Annotated in this window: 24 protein-coding genes; 10 read left to right on the top strand and 14 right to left on the bottom strand. The window is 50.4% G+C overall.

From position 1 onward, the window contains the following. Positions 1-52 precede the first annotated feature (52 nt). From typA to fabY, 5 genes are all read left to right on the top strand, one after another. Positions 53-1,876, top strand: a complete 1,824-nt coding sequence (gene typA, locus F3I44_RS22095) for a ribosome-dependent GTPase TypA (protein ID WP_150013875.1) — start codon at positions 53-55, stop codon at positions 1,874-1,876. Between the two features lie 199 nt (positions 1,877-2,075). Then, the gene (gene yihX, locus F3I44_RS22090) at positions 2,076-2,672 is read left to right on the top strand and encodes a glucose-1-phosphatase (RefSeq protein ID WP_013359531.1); all 597 of its coding nucleotides are present in this window, start codon (positions 2,076-2,078) and stop codon (positions 2,670-2,672) included. Between the two features lie 3 nt (positions 2,673-2,675). After that, complete coding sequence (locus F3I44_RS22085; RefSeq protein ID WP_033734547.1) at positions 2,676-3,545, top strand: virulence factor BrkB family protein; 870 nt, start codon at positions 2,676-2,678, stop codon at positions 3,543-3,545. Next, on the top strand, positions 3,542-3,979 hold the full coding sequence (gene dtd, locus F3I44_RS22080) for a D-aminoacyl-tRNA deacylase (protein ID WP_150013877.1): 438 nt from the start codon (positions 3,542-3,544) through the stop codon (positions 3,977-3,979). Before F3I44_RS22085 ends, dtd begins: the two co-directional genes overlap by 4 nt. A gap of 56 nt (positions 3,980-4,035) precedes the next feature. After that, positions 4,036-4,983, top strand: coding sequence for a fatty acid biosynthesis protein FabY (fabY, locus tag F3I44_RS22075; protein WP_150013879.1), 948 nt, complete (start codon positions 4,036-4,038; stop codon positions 4,981-4,983). A gap of 32 nt (positions 4,984-5,015) precedes the next feature. Here fabY and F3I44_RS22070 read toward each other — a convergent pair whose 3' ends face one another. The 7 genes from F3I44_RS22070 to gmk form a co-directional block, all read right to left on the bottom strand. Further along, positions 5,016-6,695, bottom strand: coding sequence for an AsmA family protein (locus tag F3I44_RS22070; protein WP_150013881.1), 1,680 nt, complete (start codon positions 6,693-6,695; stop codon positions 5,016-5,018). 118 nt (positions 6,696-6,813) lie between these two features. Further along, complete coding sequence (locus F3I44_RS22065) at positions 6,814-8,187, bottom strand: NCS2 family protein (RefSeq protein ID WP_150013883.1); 1,374 nt, start codon at positions 8,185-8,187, stop codon at positions 6,814-6,816. A 106-nt stretch (positions 8,188-8,293) separates the two neighbouring features. Next, positions 8,294-10,372, bottom strand: a complete 2,079-nt coding sequence (recG, locus tag F3I44_RS22060) for an ATP-dependent DNA helicase RecG (protein WP_150013885.1) — start codon at positions 10,370-10,372, stop codon at positions 8,294-8,296. Then, positions 10,369-11,067 (bottom strand): tRNA (guanosine(18)-2'-O)-methyltransferase TrmH, encoded by a 699-nt coding sequence (gene trmH, locus F3I44_RS22055; protein ID WP_150013887.1) that lies wholly within the window; start codon positions 11,065-11,067, stop codon positions 10,369-10,371. The genes recG and trmH overlap by 4 nt, the downstream gene beginning before the upstream one ends. Positions 11,068-11,069: 2 nt before the next feature. Then, entirely contained in the window at positions 11,070-13,175 is a 2,106-nt protein-coding gene (gene spoT, locus F3I44_RS22050; RefSeq protein ID WP_150013889.1) for a bifunctional GTP diphosphokinase/guanosine-3',5'-bis pyrophosphate 3'-pyrophosphohydrolase, read from the bottom strand. A gap of 20 nt (positions 13,176-13,195) precedes the next feature. Continuing rightward, complete coding sequence (gene rpoZ / locus F3I44_RS22045; RefSeq protein WP_003851346.1) at positions 13,196-13,471, bottom strand: DNA-directed RNA polymerase subunit omega; 276 nt, start codon at positions 13,469-13,471, stop codon at positions 13,196-13,198. Positions 13,472-13,525: 54 nt separating this feature from the next. Beyond that, a complete protein-coding gene (gene gmk / locus F3I44_RS22040) occupies positions 13,526-14,149 on the bottom strand; it encodes a guanylate kinase (protein ID WP_150013892.1) in 624 nt (207 codons plus the stop codon). Positions 14,150-14,388: 239 nt separating this feature from the next. Between gmk and ligB the strand changes: the two genes are divergently transcribed. Continuing rightward, complete coding sequence (gene ligB, locus F3I44_RS22035; RefSeq protein WP_150019643.1) at positions 14,389-16,140, top strand: NAD-dependent DNA ligase LigB; 1,752 nt, start codon at positions 14,389-14,391, stop codon at positions 16,138-16,140. Here the strand turns inward: ligB and F3I44_RS22030 are convergent. The 6 genes from F3I44_RS22030 to lpxP form a co-directional block, all read right to left on the bottom strand. After that, positions 16,078-16,695 (bottom strand): trimeric intracellular cation channel family protein, encoded by a 618-nt coding sequence (locus F3I44_RS22030; protein ID WP_013359520.1) that lies wholly within the window; start codon positions 16,693-16,695, stop codon positions 16,078-16,080. The two genes, ligB and F3I44_RS22030, sit on opposite strands and share 63 nt — an antisense overlap. Positions 16,696-17,112: 417 nt before the next feature. Continuing rightward, complete coding sequence (locus F3I44_RS22025) at positions 17,113-17,757, bottom strand: oligosaccharide flippase family protein (RefSeq protein WP_150013898.1); 645 nt, start codon at positions 17,755-17,757, stop codon at positions 17,113-17,115. A gap of 161 nt (positions 17,758-17,918) precedes the next feature. After that, positions 17,919-18,107 carry a hypothetical protein gene (locus tag F3I44_RS22020; RefSeq protein WP_223811732.1) on the bottom strand — a complete coding sequence of 63 codons (189 nt, stop codon included), beginning with the start codon at positions 18,105-18,107 and terminating at the stop codon, positions 17,919-17,921. Positions 18,108-18,541: 434 nt separating this feature from the next. Further along, a complete protein-coding gene (locus tag F3I44_RS22015; RefSeq protein WP_150013901.1) occupies positions 18,542-18,937 on the bottom strand; it encodes a polyketide cyclase in 396 nt (131 codons plus the stop codon). Between the two features lie 135 nt (positions 18,938-19,072). After that, positions 19,073-20,215, bottom strand: a complete 1,143-nt coding sequence (locus tag F3I44_RS22010) for an alanine racemase (protein ID WP_150013904.1) — start codon at positions 20,213-20,215, stop codon at positions 19,073-19,075. 205 nt (positions 20,216-20,420) lie between these two features. Continuing rightward, on the bottom strand, positions 20,421-21,344 hold the full coding sequence (gene lpxP, locus F3I44_RS22005) for a kdo(2)-lipid IV(A) palmitoleoyltransferase (protein ID WP_150013907.1): 924 nt from the start codon (positions 21,342-21,344) through the stop codon (positions 20,421-20,423). Between the two features lie 894 nt (positions 21,345-22,238). On the opposite strand from lpxP, the gene F3I44_RS22000 reads away from it, so the two are divergent. From F3I44_RS22000 to F3I44_RS21985, 4 genes are all read left to right on the top strand, one after another. Beyond that, on the top strand, positions 22,239-23,774 hold the full coding sequence (locus F3I44_RS22000; RefSeq protein ID WP_150019642.1) for a recombinase family protein: 1,536 nt from the start codon (positions 22,239-22,241) through the stop codon (positions 23,772-23,774). Beyond that, on the top strand, positions 23,775-24,653 hold the full coding sequence (locus F3I44_RS21995) for a ParB/RepB/Spo0J family partition protein (RefSeq protein ID WP_150019641.1): 879 nt from the start codon (positions 23,775-23,777) through the stop codon (positions 24,651-24,653). A gap of 1 nt (position 24,654) precedes the next feature. Beyond that, positions 24,655-25,527 (top strand): plasmid partitioning protein RepB C-terminal domain-containing protein, encoded by an 873-nt coding sequence (locus F3I44_RS21990; RefSeq protein WP_150019640.1) that lies wholly within the window; start codon positions 24,655-24,657, stop codon positions 25,525-25,527. A 100-nt stretch (positions 25,528-25,627) separates the two neighbouring features. Continuing rightward, entirely contained in the window at positions 25,628-26,029 is a 402-nt protein-coding gene (locus F3I44_RS21985; protein ID WP_150019639.1) for an H-NS family nucleoid-associated regulatory protein, read from the top strand. A gap of 50 nt (positions 26,030-26,079) precedes the next feature. Here F3I44_RS21985 and F3I44_RS21980 read toward each other — a convergent pair whose 3' ends face one another. Further along, positions 26,080-26,742: a hypothetical protein gene (locus F3I44_RS21980; protein WP_150019638.1), complete on the bottom strand. Its 663-nt coding sequence runs from the start codon at positions 26,740-26,742 to the stop codon at positions 26,080-26,082. Positions 26,743-26,953 lie beyond the last annotated feature (211 nt).

Genomic DNA, 26,953 nt, shown 5'->3' with positions numbered 1-26,953 from the left:
CCGCTTAATCCGTGTACAATACCGCGCTATTTCTAATGCCTGAGGCAAAGCTGTGATCGAAAATTTGCGTAACATCGCCATAATCGCGCACGTTGACCATGGAAAGACCACCCTGGTTGACAAACTGCTGCAACAATCCGGTACTTTTGATGCCCGTACCGAAGCAACAGAGCGCGTGATGGACTCCAATGATTTGGAGAAAGAGCGTGGGATTACCATCCTCGCAAAAAACACCGCCATTAAGTGGAATGACTACCGTATCAACATCGTTGATACCCCAGGACACGCCGACTTCGGTGGTGAAGTTGAGCGCGTCATGTCCATGGTGGACTCGGTGCTGCTGGTTGTAGATGCGATGGATGGCCCTATGCCGCAAACCCGCTTCGTGACCAAAAAAGCGTTCGCGCATGGTCTGAAGCCGATTGTGGTTATCAACAAAGTAGACCGCCCGGGTGCGCGTCCGGATTGGGTTGTGGATCAGGTATTTGACCTGTTCGTAAACCTGGATGCCACTGACGAGCAGCTCGACTTCCCTATCATTTTCGCCTCTGCGCTGAATGGTATTGCAGGTCTTGAGCACACCGATATGGCTGACGATATGACCCCGCTGTACCAGGCTATCGTTGATCACGTTTCACCTCCGCAGGTTGAAGTTGAAGCGCCACTGCAGATGCAAATCTCTCAGCTGGACTACAACAACTACCTGGGCGTGATCGGCATCGGCCGCATCAAGCGTGGTAAAGTGAAGCCTAACCAGCAGGTCACTATCATCGATAGCGAAGGCAAAACCCGTAACGCTAAAGTCGGTAAAGTCCTGACTCATCTGGGTCTTGAGCGTATCGACAGCGATCTGGCAGAAGCGGGCGATATCATTGCTATCACCGGTCTGGGCGAGCTGAACATCTCCGACACTATCTGTGACACGCAGAATGTGGAAGCGCTGCCAGCCCTGAGCGTTGATGAGCCAACCGTAACCATGTTCTTTAACGTCAACACCTCACCGTTCTGCGGTAAAGAAGGTAAGTACGTGACTTCACGTCAGATCCTTGAGCGTCTGAACAAAGAACTGGTTCACAACGTGGCACTGCGTGTTGAAGAAACTGAAGATTCTGACGCCTTCCGCGTATCGGGTCGTGGTGAACTTCACCTGTCAGTTCTGATCGAAAACATGCGTCGTGAAGGTTTCGAACTGGCGGTATCCCGTCCGAAAGTTATCTTCCGCGAATTCGAAGGCCGTAAACAGGAGCCATTCGAGAACGTTACGCTGGATATCGAAGAGACGCATCAGGGTTCCGTTATGCAAGCCATGGGTGAGCGTAAGGGCGATCTGAAAAACATGGATCCGGATGGTAAAGGGCGCGTACGTCTCGACTACGTGATCCCAAGCCGTGGTCTGATCGGCTTCCGTAACGAATTCATGACCATGACGTCCGGTACCGGTCTGCTCTACTCCACCTTCAGCCACTACGACGATATCCGTCCAGGCGAAGTGGGCCAGCGTCAGAACGGCGTACTGATCTCTAACGGTCAGGGTAAAGCCGTCGCGTTCGCCCTGTTCGGTCTGCAGGATCGCGGTAAGCTGTTCCTGGGTCACGGTGCAGAAGTCTATGAAGGCCAGATCATTGGTATTCACAGCCGTTCTAACGACCTGACTGTAAACTGTCTGACCGGTAAGAAGCTGACCAACATGCGTGCTTCCGGTACTGATGAAGCAACGACACTTGTTCCACCGCAGAAAATGACGCTGGAACAGGCGATCGAGTTCATCGATGATGACGAACTGGTTGAAGTAACACCGCTGTCAGTGCGTATCCGTAAACGTCACCTGACTGAAAACGACCGTAAACGTGCTTCACGTGGTCCTAAAGACGCATAAGTGCGCCTTTAACTGATAAAAAGCCCCGCATGCGGGGCTTTTTTTTGCCTGAAATTCCGGCTTCTCCAGTCGGGCCAGTAAATATCTGGGTGCGTTCTCTCCACCTTCTGGCGTTTACGCTTTTCTCTCCACGCGTGCCTGTTCAGCCTGCACTTTTGCCGCTAGAGTGAATACTCCAGGGAACAGAAGGAGACACACCATGCTGTATATCTTTGATTTGGGCAATGTGATTATTGATATCGACTTTAACCGCGTGCTGGGTGTCTGGAGTGACCTTAGCCGTGTGCCACTGGCCTCGCTACAAAGCCATTTCCAGATGGATGAAGCGTTTGAACAACACGAACGTGGAGAACTCAGCGATGAAGACTTCGCGCTGGCGCTGTGTGAAAAGCTGGAAATCGCGCTGAGTTATGAACAGTTTACTGCTGGCTGGCAGGCGGTCTTCGTAGATGTGCGTCCTGAAACCCTGGCGCTGATGAACCGGCTGCGACTTGAAGGTCATCGGGTGGTGATTCTCTCTAACACCAATAAGCTGCATTGTGAATTCTGGCCAACGCAGTATCCCGACGTACAGCAGGCGGCTGACAAACTCTATCTCTCGCAGGAGCTGGGTATGCGTAAACCGGAAGCCCGGATTTATCAGCATGTGCTGGACGCGGAGGGTGTGACTGCCGATCAGGCGGTGTTTTTCGACGATAACCCGGAGAATATTGAGGCGGCGCGCGCCCTGGGCATTGAAAGTGTACTGGTTACTGACAGTAAAACGGTACCTGACTGGTTTGCAGGTCAACCGTAACTCATGATGTCACGTAAATTTCGTCCCGGGCTGCATGCGTTCTGGTTGTGGCTCAAATTGTTGTGGAAACGCATTGATGAGGATGGCATGACGACGCAGGCCGGTAATCTGGCTTATGTCTCATTGCTGGCGCTGGTGCCGCTGATTGCGGTGGTGTTTGCCCTGTTTGCGGCGTTCCCGGTCTTCTCTGATATCAGCGTGCAGTTGAAACAGTTTGTCTTTAACAACCTGATGCCGGCTGCAGGCAACACGCTGCAACGCTATCTTGAGCAGTTTGTGGCTAACGTAAACCGGATGACGGCGGTTGGGGCCGTCGGCCTGATCGTGACAGCCTTACTGCTGATGCATTCGGTTGATACCGCATTAAATACCATCTGGCGCAGCAATAAGAAGCGGCCAATGGTTTACTCCTTTGCGGTCTACTGGATGATCCTGACGCTCGGCCCGCTGCTGGCGGGTGCCAGCCTGGCGATAAGCTCCTATCTGTTGTCACTGCGCTGGATTAACGCGACCGGCGTTACCAGCCTGGTCGATCAGATGCTGCGCATTTTCCCGCTTCTGCTGTCGTGGCTCGCCTTCTGGTTGCTCTACAGCATTGTGCCTACCCAGCGGGTACCGCCGCGCGATGCGCTGATTGGCGCGCTGGTGGCGGGTGCGCTGTTTGAGCTGGGTAAAAAGGGCTTTGCGCTCTATGTTACTATGTTCCCCTCTTATCAGCTGATCTACGGCGTACTGGCCGTGATCCCCATTCTGTTTCTCTGGGTCTACTGGACCTGGTGTATTGTGTTGTTAGGCGCTGAAATTACCGTCGCGTTAGCCGACTATCGGCAGTTAAAACAGCAGCACAAAGAAGAACAACGCGAGGAAACATGATTGCATTGATTCAACGCGTGCAGCGCGCCAGCGTCAGCGTCGATCAGAACGTAATCGGCGAAATCGGTGCCGGTTTACTGGTTTTGCTGGGCGTGGAAAAGGGTGATGACAATGCGCGTGCGGAACGTCTCGCAGAACGCGTACTGGGCTATCGCATCTTTAGTGATGAACAGGGCAAAATGAACCTGAGTGTCCGCCAGGCGGGCGGAAGCGTGCTGGTGGTATCGCAGTTTACGCTGGCCGCAGATACGCAAAAAGGGATGCGCCCCTCCTTTTCAGGTGGCGCGGAGCCTGCCGAGGCCGAACGCCTGTATGAATACTTCAGCGACTGCTGTCGTCAGCAGGGCATGATCACGGCAAATGGCCGTTTTGCTGCGGATATGCAGGTCTCGCTGGTGAATGATGGTCCTGTAACCTTCTGGTTACAGGTGTGAGATCGCAAGCGGAGCGGCAGGGGACAGGCCACCTGGCCGAGCGGGAGAAACATTACATGTATCATCTTCGCGTGCCACAGACGGCGGAAGAGCTGGATATCTATTATCAGTTCCGCTGGGAGATGTTGCGTAAACCGCTGCGTCAGCCGCAGGGGTCGGAACGTGACGCCTGGGATGCCCTGGCGCATCATCAGATGGTGGTTGATGAGCAGGGAAATCCGGTCGCCATTGGCCGTCTCTACATCAATGCTGATAATGAGGCCGCTATCCGCTTCATGGCTGTTCATCCATCTGTACAGGGCAAAGGGCTAGGTACGCTGATGGCCATGACCCTGGAGTCGGTAGCGCGTCAGGAAGGCGCGAAGCGGGTAACCTGTAGTGCCCGCGAAGATGCGGTCGCTTTCTTCGCCAAGCTCGGCTACATCAATCAGGGTGAGATTACCGCGCCGCAGACGACGCCGGTACGCCACTTTCTGATGATCAAGCCGGTCGTTACGCTCGATGATATCCTGCATCGCGCCGACTGGTGCGGTCAGCTACAACAGGCCTGGTATGATCATATTCCGCTCAGCGAGAAGATGGGTGTGCGTATCCTGCAGTTTACCGGGCAGAAATTTATCACCACCATGCCTGAAGCGGGTAATCAGAATCCACATCACACCCTGTTTGCTGGCAGCCTTTTCTCGCTGGCCACGCTGACCGGCTGGGGATTGATCTGGTTGCTGCTGCGCGAGCGCCATCTCGGCGGCACCATTATTCTGGCAGATGCGCACATTCGCTATAGCCACCCGATCAGCGGACGGCCTGGCGCGATTGCCGACCTCGGCTCACTAAGTGGCGACCTTGACCGTCTGGCTCGCGGGCGTAAAGCTCGCGTGCAGCTTGAAGTGGAGCTGTTTGGCGATGATGAATGTGGCGCGGTGTTTGAGGGCGTTTACATCGTTCTGCCCGCCGATCCGGATGGGCCGCTGGAAGAGGGGGGTTCCGGCGCACGTATCAACTAATCATAAGGGCCGCATCTGCGGCCCTTAAGTTATCAACGTACCTCTCCAGCCTGCATAGTCTGCTGCACCTGCTGACTGTCCGTTGTCACCGACAGCGTGGCATTGACCGTCGGCCGTAATGGCTGGCCTGCGGCTAAAGCGCCGCTCAGTTGCAGCTGCATATTACTGTCACCGGTTAACGGCAAGGCGGGCCATCCCCAGTTCTGCAACACATTCACCGGCACTGCACGACCCGTCAGTTGCAGCGTCAGCGGGCGCGCTGGCTGCTGGCCGACGGTAGCCGTCCCTTCCAGCAGGCCCTTGTTACTGAACGCACTCAGCTCAGTCACCTGAATCTGTTGTGGGTCGGCACTCAGCGCAATCGACGGGTGACGCAGATCGGTGCGGTTAAAGGTCGACTCTGCCGCGTTCAGGCTGAGCTTACCCGACCAGATCCCCCACTGATGCTGCTGCGCCAGCAGCAGGTTCTCGCCGGATCCATCCAGTGAAGTCAGCTGGAAGGGAAACGCCGGATTGATGTCGATAATCAGGTTACGATTAGAGGTGAAACGCGTCACCGCTACGCTATCCAGCCACGCGGGCAGTGCCGCCTGCCAGCGGTCGCGCCAGTCCTGCGGCAGGGTATATTCCAGGCCGGCAACAGCCAGATTTTTCAGCGTCAGGCGTTTATCGCTGCGTGACCAGTCACCGTCAGCCCGAATGACCCCATTCGCCCAGCGTGAACTGAACTGCGTCAGCGCCAGGCCCTGCGGCGAGAAATCCAGGTTAACGATAGGATCATTAAGCTCGAATCCACCGTTGATAAAATTACTGGCATTCAGCGCCAGCGAACCATCATTACTCTGCCAGTCATCGCCCTGCCAGTTAACGTTTCTCAGCGTCAGATCAAGATCTGTCACCGCCCAGTCAGGTCCCTGCAGGCGGGCATCGGTCATGTCGAAGCGCGTAATGGCAATCGAGGGAACCACCTGCAGGCTATGCAGGAAATCTTTCAGGCTGCTGGCGGTCTGCAGACGAATGTCATTCAGTCGCAACTGATTAATTTTCCAGTTGCCCTGGGCATCACGCTCACCGTTGCCGGTCATGGAGCCACGCGCCAGGTCGGCACCAATATTATCAAAGCGCATCCGGCCTTGGGAAACACTGCCCTGAATCAGGACGTTTTCAGCGGGCACCTTATTCAGCGTCATGCTGCCTGCACTCATCTGGAAGCGGGCATCGCGACCCAGCATATCGAGGGCTGTGGGTTTCCACGGCAGAATGCCACCATTAACCTGCTGAGCAAACAGCGGTAACGCGCTGTCAGGGCTGTCGATACGCATGTTATTGAGCTGCAGCCGGTCGGCCTGAATGGGTAGCGCACTGCCTGGCGTCAGATTGGCCAGATTCACTTCCCCGTCGCGCAATTCAAGGCTGCTGAAATGCAGTGGATCGCTGAACTGAATCAGAGCCAGACCGAGATCGACCCGTTTCGCTACCAGAACCGCAGGCTGCCCATCATGACCAAAGCTGAAGTCATCCAGAATGATATGAGAGGGAGAAGAGAAATTGTGTTCAATTTTACTCAGGGAGAGATGCCATTCAGTTTTGTCGCTCACCCAACGGCTAAACCAGCCTGCACCCCACTGGGTCTGCAGCAACACATAGATCACCACAAGGATGAAAAGCAGCAGCAAAAGTAAGGTGAGGAAAAACTTTCCAATAAATTTCATCGCATCCTTCCCGAGTTAAATCCGGTGAGAGGTTGTTATGCCTGAATTACCGTTACAGCTCAACAGCCTGGATGTAAATCCGAATAATTAGCAGGCAGGCCGAAGCCTGCCTGTGGACTTACTTCTCTTGCGGAAAAATCAGGTTGAGCACGATGGCGGTAATGCCACCTGCCGCAATGCCGGAAGAGAGCAGGGTTTTCAGCCACTCGGGCGCAAACTGCAGGATCAGCGGTTGCTGAGAAACACCCAGCCCCACCGCCAGCGACAGCGCGATGATCATGATGGCGCGACGGTTAAGCGGCTCGCGTGACACGATGCGAACGCCCGAGGCGGCGATGGTGCCGAACATCACAATGGTTGCGCCGCCGAGCACCGGCTCAGGAATGAGCTGAACCAGACCGCTGACCGCCGGGAACAGCCCCAGCACAATCAGCATCAGCGCGACAACAAAGCCCACGTAGCGGCTGGCCACGCCGGTTAACTGAATGACGCCATTGTTCTGACCGAAGCAGGAGTTAGGGAAGGTATTAAACAGCGCGGAGACAAAGGAGTTAAGACCATTCGCCAGCACGCCACCTTTCAGGCGTTTCATATAGAGTGGACCGCTCACCGGCTGCTCTGAAACATCCGAGGTGGCGGTAATATCGCCGATGGTCTCCAGAGAGGTGACCATAAATACCAGCATCAGCGGGATAAGCAGATTCCAGTCAAAGCCCAGTCCGTAGTAGAGCGGAGTTGGCACCATGATTAACGGCTGATCGGCAGGAATACCTGTCGCAGGCAGCATGCCCATCGCCCAGGCCAGCAGATAGCCCACCGCCATGGCAATCACCAGGGAGGCGACGCGCAGGTAGGGATTCTTCTGTCGGTTCAGCAGCACGATCACCAGCAGCACGGCACCGGCCAGCATCAGATTTTTCGGCGCGCCAAAGGTATGGTCGCTCATCGCACTGAAACCGCCGCCAATGGAGGTCAGGCCGACCTGAATCAGCGACAGGCCAATAATCATCACCACGATACCGGAAACCAGCGGGGTAATGATCCGGCGCGCCAGATGCAATACGCGCGACAGCACCATTTCGGTACAGGAGGCTACCATCAGCGTGCCAAACAGTGCCGCCATCATGGTGGGCACATCAGCACCGCCATTTTTCAGCGCCATCCCGCCCATAATCAGAGGCGTTACGAAGTTAAAGCTGGTGCCCTGAATCGACAACAGGCCCGAACCTACAGGTCCCCAGGTTTTGATTTGCAGCAGTGATGCCACGCCCGATGCAAACAGCGACATACTGATCACGTGCCGGGTATCTTCTGCAGGCAGGCCCAGCGCCTGACAAATCAGAATCGCAGGCGTAATAACCGCGACAAACATTGCCAGCAGGTGCTGACCGGCGGCAAACAGCGTTTGCGGCAGGGGGGGACGATCTTCAAGACGATAAATCAGTTCACTTTTCGTGGCGGAAGGCTGGTCTGGCTGAGGAGTGGTGGACATCTTCTGTTCTTCCCAAAAAATAGTGTGGCGATTGTAATCATCCGCAGGCTAAAAGCAATCGTTTGCCCGGTGAGGATAAAAAAGGCCGTACCAGAATGGAACGCACTCAGACGTTGGTATAGCGGGTGTTCTCTGGCAGCCAGCGTTCAATCAGGGCGCTGGCCTGCTCGGGATAGTGCTGGTGGATGTGGCGCGCCACGCGCTGAACTTCCGGCACCATCGCGGCATCACGTAGCAGGTCGGCTACTTTGAATTCAGCGTTGCCGGTCTGACGCGTGCCCAGCAGTTCACCCGGACCGCGAATCTCAAGATCGAACTGAGCAATGACAAAGCCATCATTGCTGTCGCGCAGCACCTGAAGACGCTTCTGCGCCGTCTTGCTCAGCGGCGCTTTATAGAGCAGCACACAGTGCGATGCTACAGCACCACGACCTACACGGCCACGCAGCTGATGCAGCTGCGCCAGCCCTAACCGCTCCGGGTTTTCGATAATCATCAGGCTGGCATTCGGCACGTCAACGCCGACCTCTATGACTGTCGTCGCCACCAGCAGCTGCAGCTCATTCGCTTTAAAGGCCTGCATCACCGCCTGCTTTTCCGCGGGCTTCATCCGGCCATGTACCAGTCCGATGTTCAAGTCGGGAAGCGCCATTTTCAGGGATTCCCAGCTGGCTTCTGCCGCTTGCGCTTCCAGCAATTCGGACTCTTCAATCAGGGTGCAGACCCAGTAGGCCTGACGTCCCTCGCGGCAGGCATGCTCAACCCGCGCTACAATCTCATCGCGTCGCGTATCGGGGATGGCGACGGTGGTCACCGGTGTACGTCCCGGTGGCAGCTCATCGATAGTTGAGGTATCCAGATCGGCATAAGCCGTCATCGCCAGGGTGCGCGGAATGGGTGTGGCGGTCATGATCAGCTGATGCGGATGGAAACCCTGTTCCTCGCCTTTTTCCCACAAAGCCAGTCGCTGGTGGACGCCGAACCGGTGCTGCTCATCAATAATGACCAGCGCCAGACCCTTGAACTGCACCTGCTCCTGAAACAGCGCGTGTGTGCCGACTACCATCGCCACCTGGCCGCTGGCTATTGCTTCCTGCTGTGCCTGGCGGGCTTTGCCTTTCTGTTTTCCGGCCAGCCAGCCCACTTCTATGCCCAGCGGCGCAAACCACTGACGGAAGTTACTGGCGTGCTGTTCCGCCAGCAGTTCGGTCGGTGCCATTAGCGCAACCTGTTTGCCATGGGCGATAACATTCAGCGCAGAGAGCGCGGCTACCAGCGTTTTACCCGAGCCGACGTCGCCCTGCACCAGCCGCATCATTGGGAAATCGTTGGCCAGATCTTTCTCTATCTCCGCCACCACGCGTTTCTGCGCATTGGTCGGTGAGAAGGGCAGCGCGGCCAGCAGCTGATCGCTAAGGTTGTGTCGCGGCGGCATCGGTAACGCGTAATAGCGCTGAGCACCGGCGCGTACCGCCAGCATGCTGAGGTTATGCGCCAGCAGCTCTTCCAGAATTAACCTGCGTTGCGCCGGATGACGGCCACTCTCCAGCTCACTGAGCCGGAGATCGGGCGGCGGACGATGCAGTGTGCGCAGTGCATCAGGCAGGCTGATCAAGCCGCCGCTCAGTTCCTTCGGCAGCAGCTCGGCAATCGGGCAGCTCTCCAGCAGCGTCAGCGCCTGATCGGTAAGATTACGCAGCGTGGCCTGTCGGATGCCTTCAGTGGTGGGATAAACCGGTGTTAAGGTCTCTTCCAGCGCTACATTGCTCTGTTCGCCCTGGATGCGGTATTCGGGATGAATGATCTCAGCGCCGCGCTGACCGCGCTTAATCTCGCCATAAGCGGTGACGCGCCGGCCCGGCGACAGGTTGTTCTTCATCCCGGCATTGAAGTTGAAGAAGCGCATGGTCAGGACACCACTGCCATCGCTGATCTGGCACACCATCATCCGGCGGCGACCAAAGGTGATGTCTGTGTGCAGCACTTCGCCTTCTACGGTGGCCCAGATACCGGGCAGCAGATCGTCAATGGCATAAAGCTGGGTACGATCTTCGTAGCGTAGCGGGAGATGAAGCAGGAGATCCTGAATGGTGTGCAGGTCAATTTTGGCCAGTTTTGCCGCCTGGCTGGCACCGACGCCGGTCAGGGTACTGAGCGGGATGGCATCCAGCAGACGGCCTTTCATCTTTTTTTACCGGTCGATTGCATGGTTGCCCACCAGCTGGGATCGGCGTCGACTTCGCCCTGGGCATTGATGCGCGGATAGGGTAAACCTTTCTGCTTCGCGACCCGCGCCAGCACCGGGAATCCGCCTTCAAACAGCAGGCGTTGCTGCTCATCATCATCCAGCAGGCTGTAATCGCGCAGGTAAAAACCGGCATTCTGCCGCTGCCGCTGCGCTTCATAGAGGATCAGCGCACAGGCAACCGAAACATTCAGTGACTGCACCATTCCTGCCATGGGAATTACGATCTTCCGGTCAGCCAGCGCCAGTGCTTCTTCAGTGATGCCGGTTTTTTCCTGTCCCATCAGGATGCAGGTGGGAAGGGTATAATCGATCTCACGGAAATCCACGGCATCGTCAGAAAGATGAGTCGCCAGAACCTGCATCTTCTGCTGTTTAAGCCGTTTTACGGCATCGCCGATGGTGGGATGGGTGACCACTTTCACCCAGCTGTTGCTTCCGGCAGACGCGGAAGCCTGGGTGCGCATCCGCTGGCTGGGCCAGACAGCATGTACTTCGTGGATGCCCACAGCGTCGGCCGTGCGGATAACCGCCGACACATTGTGCGGCTTATGCACCTGCTCCATACAGACCGTCAGGTCGTGCTGGCGCAGTGCCAGCATCGCCTGAATCCGGGCAAAACGTTGATCGTTCATGCCTAATTACGGTTACGGTGAACTTTGATCACATCCGGCATCACGCGAATTTTACGCATGATATTCGCCAGATGGACACGGTCGCGTGCGGTGAGGCGGATAAAGGCGCTGTAGACGCGGCCATCACGCTCTTCGGTATTGAGGCTCTGAATATTGGAACCGGCCGTATTGATTGCTGCCGTCAGGTTTGCCAGTGCGCCCTGATGGTTAAACATGTCGACTTTGATTTCCGCCACGAACTCCTGCTCGGTGACTTTATCCCACTCGACCGGCATGAATTTTTCCGGCTCTTTCTGGTAGCCGCGAATATTTCGACAGGATTCATGATGCACCACCAGTCCTTTTCCAGGGCTGACATGAGCAACAATCGGGTCACCGGGAATCGGTCGGCAGCATTTGGCGAACGTAATCAACACGCCATCAGCGCCTTTGATCGGCAGCTTACCGCGTTTGCTGTTATTGATCGTCTTGCTGTCCGCCTGCAGCAGGTTCTTCGCCACGACCACGCTCATCGCATTGCCCAGACCAATTTCCGCCAGCAGATCGTCAAGCGAGGTCAGCTTCATACGGTCCAGTTCCTGACGGATATTCTCAGCCGGGATCTCAGCCAGTTTACGGCTGCCGCCCAGCGCATGGCTGAGCAGGCGGCGACCCAGATTAACCGAGTCTTCACGCTTGAGGTTTTTCAGCAGCTGGCGAATTTTGGCGCGGGCTTTGGAGCTGACGACAAAGTTGAGCCAGGCGGCGTTGGGACGGGCGCCTGGCGCGGTGATGATCTCAATCGTCTGTCCGCTGGTCAGGGATTGCGACAGCGGATAAGGCTGGCGGTCAACGCGTGCGCCGACGCAGGCATGGCCGATGTCGGTGTGAACCGCATAGGCGAAGTCCACTGGCGTCGCGCCGGTTGGCAGCTCAACAATGCGGCCTTCAGGCGTAAAGACGTAGATCTCATCCGGGAAGAGATCGGACTTCACGCTTTCGATAAATTCAAACGAACTGCCCGCACTCTGCTGCAGCTCCAGCAGGCTTTGCAGCCAGCGCTGAGCGCGAATCTGTGCGGTGGTGCCACTTTCGCCCGCCTGTTTATAAGCCCAGTGCGCAGCGACCCCCATTTCCGCCATCTGATCCATATCTTCGGTGCGAATCTGCACTTCAACCGGCACGCCGTGCGGACCGATCATGGAGGTATGGAGCGATTGATAGCCGTTAGCCTTGGGGATGGCGATGTAATCTTTCACGCGGCCCGGACGCGGCTTATACAAGCTGTGCATTTGGCCCAGAACGCGATAGCAGGTATCCAGATCTTTCACGATGACGCGAAAGGCATAGATATCCATGATCGAGTGAAAACGCTGCTCTTTCAGCGTCATTTTGCGGTAGATAGAGTAAAGATGCTTTTCGCGACCGCTGACGCGGCAGGGAATGCCCGCTTCCTGCAAACGGCCATCAATCTCAGAAAGAATCTTCTGGATCATCTCTTTACGATTACCGCGCGCGGCTTTCACCACCTCTTTAATTACCCGATACCGGTTCGGGTAAAGAGCCTCAAACCCGAGCTCTTCCAGCTCCGTTTTAAGATGATGAATACCCAGTCGATGCGCCAGCGGACTGTAAATCTCTAACGTTTCCAGCGCGATGCGGCGACGTTTGTCCGGGCGTAACGACCCCAGGGTGCGCATATTGTGGGTGCGGTCAGCCAGCTTGATGAGAATGACGCGGATATCCTGCACCATCGCCATAATCATCTTGCGGAAGTTCTCTGCCTGCGCTTCTTTCTTGTCGCGGAATTTCAGCTTATCCAGCTTGGAAACGCCTTCGACCAGCTCCGCCACGCTTTTACCAAACAGCTGTTCCATGTCCTGGTAAGTGGCAGGCGTATCTTCGATCACGTCATGCAGCAGCGCGGCCATGAGGGTTTCATGGTCGAGCTTCATTTCCGCCAGAATACAGGCCACGGCAACAGGATGGGTGATATAAGGCTCACCGCTGGAGCGTGTCTGTCCCTCGTGGGCATCACGTGCGACAAGGTAGGCTTGCTGGAGGCGCTTGATCTGCTCCTCTGGCAAGTATTTTTCAATCAGTTGATTGAGACTTTCAAACAGATACAAGGGCGACCTGCAGGTGGCTGTTAACGACGACCTTCAGCGATAGCGGTAACGGCCTGTAATTCAGCGGCTTCCTGCTCTTGCTGTTCCTGACGATCACGCACATCTAAAATCTGATTGGTGACCAGACCTTCTTCGATTTCGCGCAGAGCGATAACGGTAGGCTTATCGTTCTCTTCCGGAACCAGCGGATCTTTGCCGCCAACCTGCATCTGACGTGCACGACGTGCAGCGACCAACACCAGGTCAAAACGATTACCAACTTTTTCTACTGCGTCCTGAACGGTTACGCGTGCCATAGGTGTGCTACTCCACAGATGAAGAAATGACTGCGCATCATACTGAAACTGTATTCAGACTGCCAACAGTTTGCTGATTAAAGCATCGTGACGCGCCTTCTGGCGCGCCATACGCAGACGTTCGGCGCGAATAATGGTTTTCAGATCGGACAGCGCCAGATCGAAATCATCATTCACAATTAAATAGTCATACTCGGCGTAGTGGCTCATTTCCGCTACTGCCTGAGCCATGCGACGCGTGATGACCTCTTCGCTGTCCTGACCACGACCGCGCAGACGGCGATCGAGCTCTTCTTTCGACGGCGGCAATACAAAGATGCTGCGTGCGCCCGGCATTTTAGCGCGGATTTGCTGCGCACCCTGCCAGTCGATGTCGAGAAACACGTCAACACCGGTTGCCAGCACCTGCTCAATAGCATGGCGCGACGTACCGTAATAGTTGTCGAAAACTTTAGCGTGTTCGAGGAAGGCATCTTCCGCGATCATCCGCTCAAATTCATGTTTCTCAACGAAAAAATAGTGTTCGCCATGGGCTTCACCCGGACGCATGCCGCGCGTCGTGTGCGAAACAGAGACCTGCGTATCATACAACGGCTGGGTCTTTAACAGTGCCTGAATCAGGCTGGATTTCCCTGCACCGCTGGGGGCAGAAACAATATAGAGCGTGCCTTGAGCCATGGTTTTCTTGAATTGATTAAAAGCGGAGTCGATTTCCTGCACAGTATACACAGCTTCCCGCTGCCACGCAGCGTTTGCGCAGCGGCAACAGCCAACTTTTGCGCATCTTCGCGCAACTGTCTGTCAGGCCTCTGCAATTAATACCTTATTGCCACGGCATCCCTTCCGCTATCAAACATCATCTCTGGCTGACACCAAAGCGTTGATATTGAATACCGCAAAACGTCAGGAGAGAGAGTATGAAAGGATTCGGCTGGCCGCTGTTTGCGGCTATTTTGTGGATCGTCACATGGCCTGCGCACAGCGCTGTTTGTCCGGTCTGGACACCGATCCGGGCGACGGAAGAGGTCCGCCGCCTGCAGCAGCAACTGCAACACTGGGATGACGCTTACTATCGTCAGGGGCTGAGTCCAGTGGCGGATGCGGATTATGACGCTCTTCAGCAGCGACTGATTCAGTGGCAGCACTGCTTTAGCCCTTATCAGCCGGCTTACGAACCGCAACTGCCGGGTAATGGCAAGTCATTGCATCCGGTCGCCCATACTGGCGTAAAAAAGATGCGTGACAAGCTGGCGCTGGCTTACTGGATGCAGGGGCGTAGCGATCTCTGGGTGCAGCCCAAAGTTGATGGCATCGCCGTTTCACTGGTGTATCGCCACGGCAGGCTGGTCTCCCTGTTAAGTCGCGGCGACGGATTACTGGGTGAAGAGTGGCTGACTAAAGCCGCCTGGATCCCGGCGATTCCGCTGCATATCGACACCCATCTCGACGACGTTGTGCTGCAGGGTGAGTTATTTCTGTCGATGACCGGTCATCAACAGGCCGTTGATGGCGGTAAAAATGCACGCGCACAGGTAGCCGGGGCCATGATGAGTAAACAGCGCGTTCCCCTGCTGGACTCGCTCGATGTTTTTATCTGGGCCTGGCCAGATGGTCCCGACAAAATGGCAGAACGCCTTGAGCAACTCCGCCGCTGGGGACTGGGCGTTGCCGCAAAATGGAGTCACCGCGTCAAAGATGAAGAGGAGGTCGCCGCCTGGCGGGATCGCTGGTTCCATGCTGCGCTGCCCTTTGTCACTGATGGCGTGGTGGTGCATCAGAGCCTTCGTCCTGCGGGCAAAAACTGGCTGCCGGGAGAGGGAACCTGGGCTGTTGCCTGGAAGTATCAGCCTCCGGAAGTCAGCGCTGAAGTGCTCTCAGTCGATTTTCCTGTTGGCCGTACCGGGAAAATAGCTGCCGTCCTTAATCTGCAGCCGGTGCAGCTGGATGACAAGACCGTCAGACGGGTCAATGTCGGATCTCTGCGTCGCTGGCAGGAAAGCGATATCGTGGCGGGCGATGTGATCACGCTGAGTCTGGCGGGTCAGGGGATACCCCGGCTGGAGCGGGTTATCTGGCGCGTAGCAGAGCGTGACTATCCTCAGCCTCCCGACGCGTCGCATTACACGCCGTTAAGTTGTTACACCTTCAGTGCGGAGTGCCAGAAGCAGTTACTGGCAAAATTACGCTGGCTCAGTCAGAAAACGGTGCTGAATATTGCGGGCGTTGAGCGCAGCACCTGGCTGCGCTTACTGGAAACCGGCCGTATGACGCATCTGTTCGGCTGGCTGACGTTAACACCGGAACAGATCGCCGTCGCAACGGGCTTCTCTTCGGAACAGGCGGGTCAGCTCTGGCATCGTTTTAATCTCACCCGTCAGCAGCCGTTTCGTCGCTGGGTGGATGCCTTAGGTATTTCACTGCCGCGGAAGGCCCTGAAGTCACTGCCCGATCAGCAGTGGGAGAGTTTAATGCAGCGGGATGTTGCGGGCTGGCAGGCGTTACCGGGCGTTGGCCCTGCGCTGGCAAAGCGGCTGGTGGCGCAGTTGCATGATGCCCGTGTGCAAGGGCTGATCACGTTCCTGCAGCAGCAGAACATTCCTGCATCATCAGTGCTCGGGATGGGGATAGTTGAAAATCGGCAAACCAAGGCGGAAGCGCAGCGCCAGTAAACGGGCAAAGAAGCCGAATAGCAGGGTAATGATAATCACCGCTTCATGCGCCAGCGTAGTTTTCAGCAGCAGGATATAGATCCAGCCTGAGGCGAAAGCGATACCGGCGTAGAGTTCCTTCTGAAAAACCAGCGGAATACGATTACAGAACATGTCACGCAATACGCCACCAAAGACGCCGGTAATCACCGCACTTATCGCGGCAATAATCATGGCGTGGCCGGAATCGAGCGCAACCTGTGCACCAATAATAGAGAAGACCACCAGTCCCAGCGCATCCAGTACCAGGAACACTTTGCGCAGGTGCGTCATCAGTGGTGCCAGGAAAGTGGTGATGACCGCTGCTGCTGCCACAATCATGATGTATTCGGGATTTTTCACCCAGCCCAGCGGATAGTGACCCAGCAGGATGTCGCGCACGGAGCCGCCACCGATGGCAGTCACTGACGCAATAATAATGACACCGAACAGATCCATTTTGCGGCGGCCCGCCGCCAGCGCGCCTGTCATCGCTTCAGCAGTAATACCAATAATATAGAGAACGGTCAGTAACATAGCAGGCTCCAGTAAGGCGACGGCATAGATCAGGAGACGGCGACTGAGATTTCTGGCGATCGGCGTCCGGGATTAGCGCAGTTTATACCAGCCAGCCCCGGCGTCAGCATAGAAAGACTTTTCTGGAGAGGGCCTGCGCAGACATCTGAGGGGAAAGAATGTACAGCAGATTTGTACGTTACAGCCCGGATGTTTAATCGCTCTGGACTATGGGGGTTAACCGACTGTGACTGCCAGGCTATCGCTGGACGTAAATCAGTTTATAAAGAAGATAAAAAAGCTGGATGCAGCGGGTAAAGTAAGGAATTGATGAAGGAAGTAAAACGACAGACTTAATAAAAAGAAAAGGCGTGCTGATTAACAGCACGCCAACGCATCGTTTCGGATGCTCAGAGCCCACCATACAGACTTATTTTATTATTTGTTTCTTGCACGAATTTTAGAAAAGGCTTTCAGGCTAAAATGGTATTCTGGCTGGAACCATGAACGACCATAGTAGCAGTAAATCAGCATGCGAATGGATGCCATCGCCAGGTAACCCCAGATCGCACACAGTACTGAAGGTGTCAGCCAGACGGTAAATAAAGTGACGGCAAGACCGGCTAATACTGATGAGGTTTCAGCAAAGGCGATACGGGTATATTGTTTTTCGCGCTGTAATATTGCACGGTAATGCTGACCCTGTGGGATGATAATAAACACCACTGAGACCATCTGCAGCATTAACGCCAGTTCAGGCTGACCAAACAGGCTGTTCAGCAGGTGGCTGCCCGTCAATAACAGACCAAACACCGTGACACCCATCAACATATTACCCCAGTAGATCGTGGAGAGGTCGTTGATAGAGAGCATACAGCGGCGGATCAGCTTATTTGAGAAGCCGCGATCGGCCAGCGTATCGATAGCCAGTAAGGCTATCACGGCGATCGCCAGCAGGTTCAGTTCATTCGCCTGCAGGATTTGCGCCAGCAACGAGAGCTGCAGTACGCCGATGCCAATAATTTTTATTGAAGAGAGCAGAGACCACTTTGCACTATTAAGACTGCTTTCACGTATTGCCATAATATACTCGTTAGAGTTCATTGACTCTGTGACAATTAAATCGTTGAGTAACGGCAATGAGAGATTGCTGTTACACCGTTAGTTAGTGCAATTTTTCTGGCCGGAGTCCTGAAATACCTTTCCAGGCTTGCCATGTTATTATTGATTCAATCAAATGATGCTCAGATAAAAAAGAGATATCCCTGGTAAATTCTCTGTTTCGTGTCATGGCAGGAATCCCCTGCAGCTAAAAAGAATTCCGCCAGATCACGAATAAATCCTGTTGTAGTTTTATATTCTCCTGCCAGCATCCTTGCGGCAATCTCAACGCATTCTTTTCCTGATAACAAAGGATACGCAGAGCGGTCCATGACTTTTTTCCTGCTTTATCATTATAGGTATTGCTGTGTGTGGAATGATTTATACATTGTTTTATTTAATTTAACACCATAAGAAAAGTCTGATTACGCGCCAGCAGAAATAAATGGTTTCAATTCATGCATGATAAATATTAAATATCCAGCACGTCAGTAATAAACAATTGTTGATGATTAATGTATGCGTTTTAGCGAAAGTGTTTATACAGCAGATGAAGATGCCTGAAATCAGCGGGGATTGCCTGTCTGTCAGACAATGTTGCCAGGAATTTTCCTGGCAACAATGCTTAAGCAGGGTTGGTGGTAAATGTGTAAAAGGGGCATGCAATCAGATAAAGGCTTTATGCTTTATCTTTGAAAGTTTTTCTGTTTTTTTTCATAAACAGCCAGTGATAAGTACAGAGAAAAAATCGAGCTAAGTCATTGATTTATTGTGTCAGAAGCTGGTTAAGCTTCTCAAGATCGTTGCTAACCCATTCAATATCCTGCTTAAATCTCTCATCTGAAGTAAATGGCTGGCGGTAAACCGTCACCATCACCTCGGCACCCTGCTCGTTAGCGATCACGCGCATTGGCACGTAGATTTCTTTTCCTGAGCCACTGTCAATCCAGTGATCCATTACGCCAAACGGATTATGTGGCGAGAACCGTAGCTTTACATTTCCCTGAGGACCTCTGGCACGCCAGCGATTGCCATCAGGTTCTAATGCACTATTCGTCAGCCCGGACGCCCACTTTGGAAAAAATTCCGGCTTCCAGATAGTTTCATAAAGATCTAACCAGTGACGCGGAATCGTCAGGCTCAGCGTGCGCGAGGAGAGCATACAACCTCCGGGAATAAGCTAAAAAAGCATTAAAGCATGGGGTCCGGCTCGTTAATACGTTGTAACAGCAGAAGTGTGGTGTTGGCAGGGTTTCGTACAAACGGCAGACAACGGATAAGGCTGTCTGCCGCTGACTCAGATAAAATTGCCGCGTGCAGAAACTGCGTGCTCTTCGCTATGCCCCCTGGCGCGACGCAGAACAAAGCCATCCGACTGTGCCATCACTGCGCAACTGTGATTCGGGAAGATACGCAGCAGCGTGCCGACTTCAGGACGGCAATCCTGATAAAGCAGAAAACCATGCTCCTCAGATAACTTTGTCACCTCATACGTGTGGCCCGCTTCGTCGGCTGCAACACCAAAGCCGCTGGCATTGGTGCCGTGTGGCCCTTTATCTGAACTCAACATTTTCGATCCGGCATCCACAATCGCGAAATGATCGTTTACCGCTACCACTCGGGTAATGACGCTCATTGCCAGCTGTTCGACGTGACTTAGCCCGAGGCGACAGGCGGTAAGGTCCAGCAGTGCATAGTTGCCGGGCCGGATTTCACTGATGCAGGGCGCAACGTCGGCTGCCAGAGCCGTAGGCGTTGAACCCACAGAGAGCGGACAGTCAGTAAATCCTGCCGCCTGCAGTTTTGTCTGAAGCTGCTGCATCAATACCGTTTCCTGCCTGGCAATATCAACAATAGCCGCGGCATTACCGGCACCATAAGCGTGGCCGGCATGCGACACTAATCCGGCAAAGCGTACGCCTCTGTCCCGCAGCGCCTGAGCAATCAGCACCGCTTCATCACTATCAGGATTAACACCAATGCGGTGTAATCCAACATCCACTTTAATCGCCACCGCCAGCTCGCAGTCTGGTTGTTGCTGCCACGCATCCGCAATCGCTGCCACACCCTGCAGCCTGTCCGCGATCAGGGTAAGTTTTGCCTGATGAAGCACGGCGTGACGCAGCAATTCAGCCACGCTTTGCGGTTGCACAACCGGATAGGCTAAAAGCAGATCACGAACGCCACCCTGAATAAAGCTGATACCTTCGCTGGGTTTAGAGACCGTGATGCCCTGAGCACCATATTCAAGCTGACGCTGAGCAATCCAGACGCTTTTATGTGTTTTGATATGCGGACGCAATGCGACGCCTGCCGCACTGGCTTTGCGCTGCATATGCTGCAGATTCTGCTCCAGGCGCTCTGCATCCACTTCAATATAGGGCGTAAGGCGGTCATCAATCAGCGGCCTCTGCCACTGTTGGGCATTGTTGGTATCCAAAAAAATCCTCGGGCCATTGACGGAATAAGAGGGTTCATATTCTCTCAATTCTTTCGCTGAGGCCAGATTGCCGGATGCAAACCCGAGTGCTGAAAAACAGAAACAATGATAAAGAGCAAGAAAGCACCTCACCAGGTGAAGAGGGCGATAGGTTTAGAAAGATGAAAAAAATAAAGCAGGCGCGGTGCCTGCTTTATCTGCTTACTCAGACGTAGAGTGATTGTTCACCCGGCGGACGGGTTTTGAATCGGCGATGCAGCCAGAGGTATTGTTCCGGTGCGCGCAGAATCTGATTCTCGATCACTTTATTCATATAAGCTGCTGCTGCAGCCTCGTCCGTATGCGGATAATTTTCCAGCAATGGCTCAATGATCAGATGATAGCCATCATTATCTGCATTACGGATCAGCATAATCGGCACCATCGCCGGCTTCGCCAGACGCGACAGCACAAAAGTGCCGTTGGTGGTGGCCGCTTTTTCTACCGCAAACAGCGGCGCAAAGGTACTGCCTTTCGGGCCGTAATCCTGATCCGGCGCAAACCAGACAGATTCACCCTGTTTCAGAGCGTTAACCATGCCGCGCAGATCGCGGCGGTCAATCATCGCTTTGTTCGAGCGCATCCGGCCTTTGGTCTGCACATATTCCATTGCCTGATTGTTGTGCGGGCGATACATCGCCATCATCGGCTGACAGAGACCGCTGATGCGGCCGCCCAGCTCCAGTGACATGAAATGCACGCCAATCAGCATCACACCGCGCTTTTCATTCTGCGCAGCGTGGAGATTATCCATACCTGACACTTTAAACAGACGTTTTACCGCACGGTCAGACCAGAACCAGGCAATACCGGTTTCAGCCAGCGCCATGCCTAACGACGCAAAATTACCGGCGATCATATGTTCTGTTTTTTCTTCACTGATGCCAGGAAAGCAGAGCTCAATGTTACGGCGGGTGATTCGCTCACGGCGCTGCAGGAAATGGCGGGAAATTTTGCCCGCACCAGCACCGAGACGCATAAGGAGAGGATAGGGAAGCTGGACGATGAGCCACAGCACACTAAGACCAAACCAGGTAAACCAATAACGCGGATGCAGCAGCGAGCTGCTAAATTTTCCGGTGTTTTTCATTAAAACCTTCATGAGATAAATGGATGCATCGCATAAAGAACACTTCCATAAAGTCTCCAGGCGCTACAGCTGTACTGATTTCGACCAGCACTTTATCAAAAAGTGCCTTCAAAGAAAGAGAATCTGCGGAATCTACAGGATTGACCTGTTTCAGGGAGCCAGCGTTTCGGGTGCCAAAAAAGTGTTCGCAACAGAAAAAATATTTTAAATTCAGGGTATTAAAAAGACAGACCTGAAAAGCGAAGTGTGACTGACAGGCGTTCAGGAAGAGTCCGGAAATGAATATTTATTAATCTTTACGTAATGTTGAGGCCAGCCACGTCCATTAAAGGCCGTATGAGCTAGTGTAGCTTGCCTGAAAAATGAACAAAGCGCCATCGCTGGCGCTTCATTACTGACCTGCCGGGCTGGTGTTACTCGATATTCTGAATCTGAATATTGATTGATAAGGTAAAAACATTAAAAACATATAGTTAGGAGGAATAATATAAAATAAAGATGGTTTATCTCCCCACTTTACTCCCCATAGGTATCATCACTAAAAACACTTCGCCTCAAACAGAAAGACGACAGTATGAGCAGATTTGTAATTTTTTTAGGCTTAGCTTTGTGTCACTGATATGTCGGCTCAAGGGATAGAAAACACCTCACCGGGTCCCAAGGATACCTTACTTGAAGAACGGAGATCCTGTAGCAGCACTTTGCACAACCTACATCACACATCTCTTTCAAACAAAAGCTCAAACAGGTTTTACGAAGCACCTCCTACCATCATGTAAGACAGCAAGCCCATTGAATTGGAACACTGCTTAGTGAAGGAAAAGGTTGCATAAATTCAAGAATTGATCAATTTTTAATCAATTGAAATTTGTGTAATCTCGAAAGGTTTTACCAATGAACAACGAAATCATTGAGAATCAGGGGATTAGGAGGGCTGCTCAATATCTTAGGATGTCTACCCTCAATCAAGAGTTTTCCCTGGATAACCAAGCTCACTTCATTAAGCAATATGCCCAAAAACATAATTATGAAATTGTTCACACCTACGATGATGCGGGAAAGAGTGGAGTAACAGCTTCTGGTAGGCATGATTTCAATAGACTGATAGATGATGTGCTGTTCAAAGAAATAAATATTGAAGCAGTTCTTGTTTATGATGTTAGCCGTTTTGGTCGTTTTGAAGATCCTTTAGAGGGTATTTATTATAAATATCTTGTTGAAAAACAGGGTGTAAAGGTAATTTTTTGTGCTGATGATATACCTGATAACTTTATGGAAAGCCCATTCTTCTTATTAATGCTTATGTATTCAGCAGGATCATACAGTAAGAATCTCTCGCAAAAAGTATTGGCAGGTCATATAAACCTCGTAAATAGAGGTTACTATCAAGGTGGTGTTCCAGGATATGGACTGATAAGAAACTTAGTTGACAATAATAATCAATTTAAAATGCCCCTTCATAAGGGGGAAAGAAAAAGTTTAACAACTGACCGAGTTGTGCTTTCTCCGGGGAAAAAGGAAGAAATACAATTAATAAAAAAGATTTTCGACATGTTCATTTTTAAAGGTTTGAATGAATATCTCATTGCAGTACATCTTAACCGAGAGGGATCAAGATATAGTGACGGTAGCCCTTGGAACAGAGGTCGCATTCATGCCATATTAATTAATATTAGATATACCGGGAAGTACATCTATAACAGAACATCTTCGAAGTTACAAAGTAAAAAAGTCAAGAATCCTGAGAGCCAGTGGGTAAATAACGAATCTTTTTTTAAGCCAATAATCTCGCTCGAAAAATTTAAGCTGGCTCAAGAGATAATACATTCACGGTCAAAACAGATGAGCGACGATGAAATATTAATATACTTAAAAAAGAAATTACAAGAAAACGGTAAAATATCTGGTTTTATTATTGATCAGGATAGCACTGGACCTTCAAGCAGTGTTGTGGCGAATAGATTTGGTGGTTTAATCAATGCATACAAACTAATAGGGTATACACCCGAAATAGATTACAGCTTTTTAAACATCAACGAAAGGCTAAGGGAAAAGCATAAAAATTTGTTAGAAGAAATAGAAGGAAAGTTTACAACAAAGAATTTATCTATTGCAGAAAATAAGACAGTTTCCATAAATAGATCATTCACATTTTCGGTGGTTTTATCAAGATGTAGGAAAAGAGGAAAAGAAAAATACCAATGGGTCGTCAGGTTAGACAGGAGTCTAAACACTGATCTTAATATTGTGGTGAGAATGAACACTTTAAATAGTGAGCCTGTTGATTACTTTATTTTGCCATCCTTAGAAAAATTCGAGGATGATCTTAAATTTAAGGAAGATAACAATATGTTATTCGAGCTATACAGATTCGATAACCTTGATATTTTCTTAGATATGTTAAACCCATCTTTAATGGAGGCTTCTTAAATGCACGAAGGAAAGATACAAATGATAAAGGCCTCGTCTATAAAAGTGGTTTTGCCGAGATCACGTAATAAATTCAAACATGCAGAAATCACAGAAAGTATTGACACAAGTGGCATAAGGAAACCAGTAACAGTAAGAAGAATAAAAGATAATAAATATGATTATGCTCTGATTTGTGGACAAGGAAGGCTGGAGTCAATCTCAAATTTGAAGGAAGAATTGATACCTGCATTTGTTTTGGAAGTGGATGAAAATACTGCTCATATCATGAGTCTTGCTGAGAATATGGCTCGTGTTTTACCAAGAGCGGGTCAGCAATATCTGAGAATAAAGGAAATGAAAGATCAGGGGTTGAGCAATAAACAAATCGCTGAGAGCACGGGATTATCATTAAAATGGATTACTTGTCTGACAATGCTCATTGAGAAAGGTGAAAATAAACTATTAGCTGCTGTAGAAAGTGGGAAAATGCCAATATCACTCGCAGTTGAAATTGCAAGGGTAGATTACAAAGAGGGACAGGAACTTTTTATCAAAGCTTTTGATGAAGGTAAAATAAAACATAAAGATGTCGGTAAGCTTAGAGAAATATTAGACTCAAGAAATGAAGGTTTAAAAGGAGTGATTAATGTTTCATATAAAAAGGATAAAAATAAGAAAAGACTAACTACAGATGAGCTGAAGAAACTATATCAAGAAAACATCAAAGAACATAAAGCATTAATTAATAAAGCAAACTATTTGGAAGTGAATTTGTTGTTAGTCAACCAAATTTTCTGTGAGTTGCTACAAGATGATGAATTTAAAAATATCATTTTCGATGAAAGCTTAAATAACATAGTAAGTGTGGTGGTTAAAAATTCCACTAAGGAAGCCTGATATGATCAAATGTTGCTTTAATGAAGAAACAGTGAGTTTAAACATATCGGATTTATTACCGACAAAGAAGATGCCACTTAACTATGATAGAAGTGAAAAATTCATACAGATAAAATGTACTCTAAAAGCAATAGGTCTTATAGAGCCAATTCTTATATATATAGATGGAGACCAAAATGAAATAAAAATATTGGATGGACATTTGAGGGTTGAGGCACTCAAAGAGTTGGGAGAAGTTAAAGTCGAATGCCTTGTATCAACAGTTTATGATACATACACTCCCAACACAAAAGTAAACCAAGTGACAATAATCCAGATCCAAAAAATGTTGAAGGATGCTATTAAAGCTGGAGTTCCGATTGAATTACTCAGTTCATCTTTAAATGTTTCTGTTGAATCTTTAAAGGGTAAAATATCAATTCTGAACGGGATTAGTCCCAAAGTCATAGAAATATTAAATGACAAAAATGTGCCTAAAGCTACTTTTCAGGCATTAAAGAAAATGGTGCCTTTACGACAACTTGAATGTGCTAATTTAATGATAAAGTTCGACAACTTCTCGAAAAACTTTTCTCATTCACTTTTGCAAAGCTCACCTAAAGAAACACTGGTTGAAACTTTAAGTAAAACCCCAGCAAGTAAAGAAGGTCATAAAAAAATAATAGAAAGGCTTGAGAAAGAAATGGCGCATGTTCATGTTGATGCTGATAAATTAAAGGAGACTTATGGTTCAAACAGTTTAAAGCTGACTATCATTATTTCTCATATAAAAACTTTGTTGGAAAACCAAATTCTGTTTAGATGGATGCATAAAAACAAGCCAGATCTGTTAAATGAATTGATTAAAATATCTGAAATTAACAGTTTGAGCTAAATTGAAATCATGTAAGAAGAGGGTTTCTTGATGAGGATGTCTTTCGTGTTTAAACTACAAGACTAAGAGCGTTCTAACTCCCATCAAGGAAAGATATGTCATGAGTGAAAGTTTCAAAAGTCTAAACAACTACCGCACACTAAGAGCACAAGCTCGTGAAACCCCATTAGAGCTTCTTGAAGAGATGCTTGCGAAGCTTTCGACGGTTGTAGAAGAACATCGTGAAGAGCAAGTTTCTGTTCGTAAGGGACAAGAAGAAAAACAAGCCAAGCTTGAGGCGATAAAAGCAAAGCTTATAGAAGATGGCATCGATCCTGAAGAGTTGATAAATGGTCTGTCCAAGATATCTCAGGTCAGGAAAACTCAGCGAGCACGACCAGCAAAATACAAATATATAGATCAGAATGGCAAAGAACAAACCTGGACGGGGCAAGGAAGAACTCCAAAAGTTATCTCAGATTATATTGCCAATGGAAAGCAACTAAAAGATTTTGAGGTTTAAAAGAATTTAAAACCAGCCTAAAGAATAGCTATCAATAGGCTGGCTATAACTTAGTTGAGCAGTTTTGCTAACCAATTTCTTTTATATCTTGAACTGATTTCATTTTCTAAGACAGCATTGTAACTATTATACAAACCGTAGTAACTATTATTCACTTTGTTTTCGATATCAGCCTTAAAAGCGAAGAAAGATAGTAATGGTTTGAAAACTGTATTGATAGCATCCTCAGTCTTTTTAGATGAAGAATACCGTTCATCAGTTAGATCGCCCGCGATAAAAAACTCATTGATAATTTCAGAAACGTTGACACCGGAAAGAACATTTTTTACTTCTTCATTTTTTTGTTGAGATTCCGCATCGAGTTTTTTAAGAGATTCGCTCAACTTATTGTTGAATTTATGAAATTGATCTACAGTTCCAGTTACCAAAGCTATATTAATGAAATCTTGATACATTTCTTGTCTACAAGTAAGAAGTTCTTTATAGTGGCTTTCAGAATTATCATTATATTCAGAAGTTTTTTTGAGCAAGGCGACCAAATATGACTTATATTCTTCTGTCAGCCTTGGACCTGAACCATCTTTGTGAGCGTTATATCTGCTAATCAATTCATTATAAAGACTAATTTTTTGAACATAATCATTAGAAAGTGATTTAGAAATACTACTACACTGTCTTTCCTTATTTATTAAAGGTGAATAATAATCCTTCATAATATCTGCTCTAAAATTTAGATCACTTTTATAAGATTCAAGTATGACTCCAAAAATTAAAGTCCCTAATACTAAAGGAATAAGTGACCTGCCCCCAGTATTAGATACAACCTTCAGTTAGTAACGTCGGTTTGTTTACCCTCACATTTTCCATTCCGCCACCGTGCTGCAAACTCTGACGGCGTCTGATAATTCAGCGATGAATGCGGTC

Origin of the sequence: Pantoea sp. F_5, assembly GCF_008631595.1 — a bacterium.
GTDB classification, from domain to species: Bacteria; Pseudomonadota; Gammaproteobacteria; order Enterobacterales; family Enterobacteriaceae; genus Pantoea; species Pantoea gossypiicola.
This window is presented reverse-complemented; position numbering and strand designations above follow the sequence as displayed.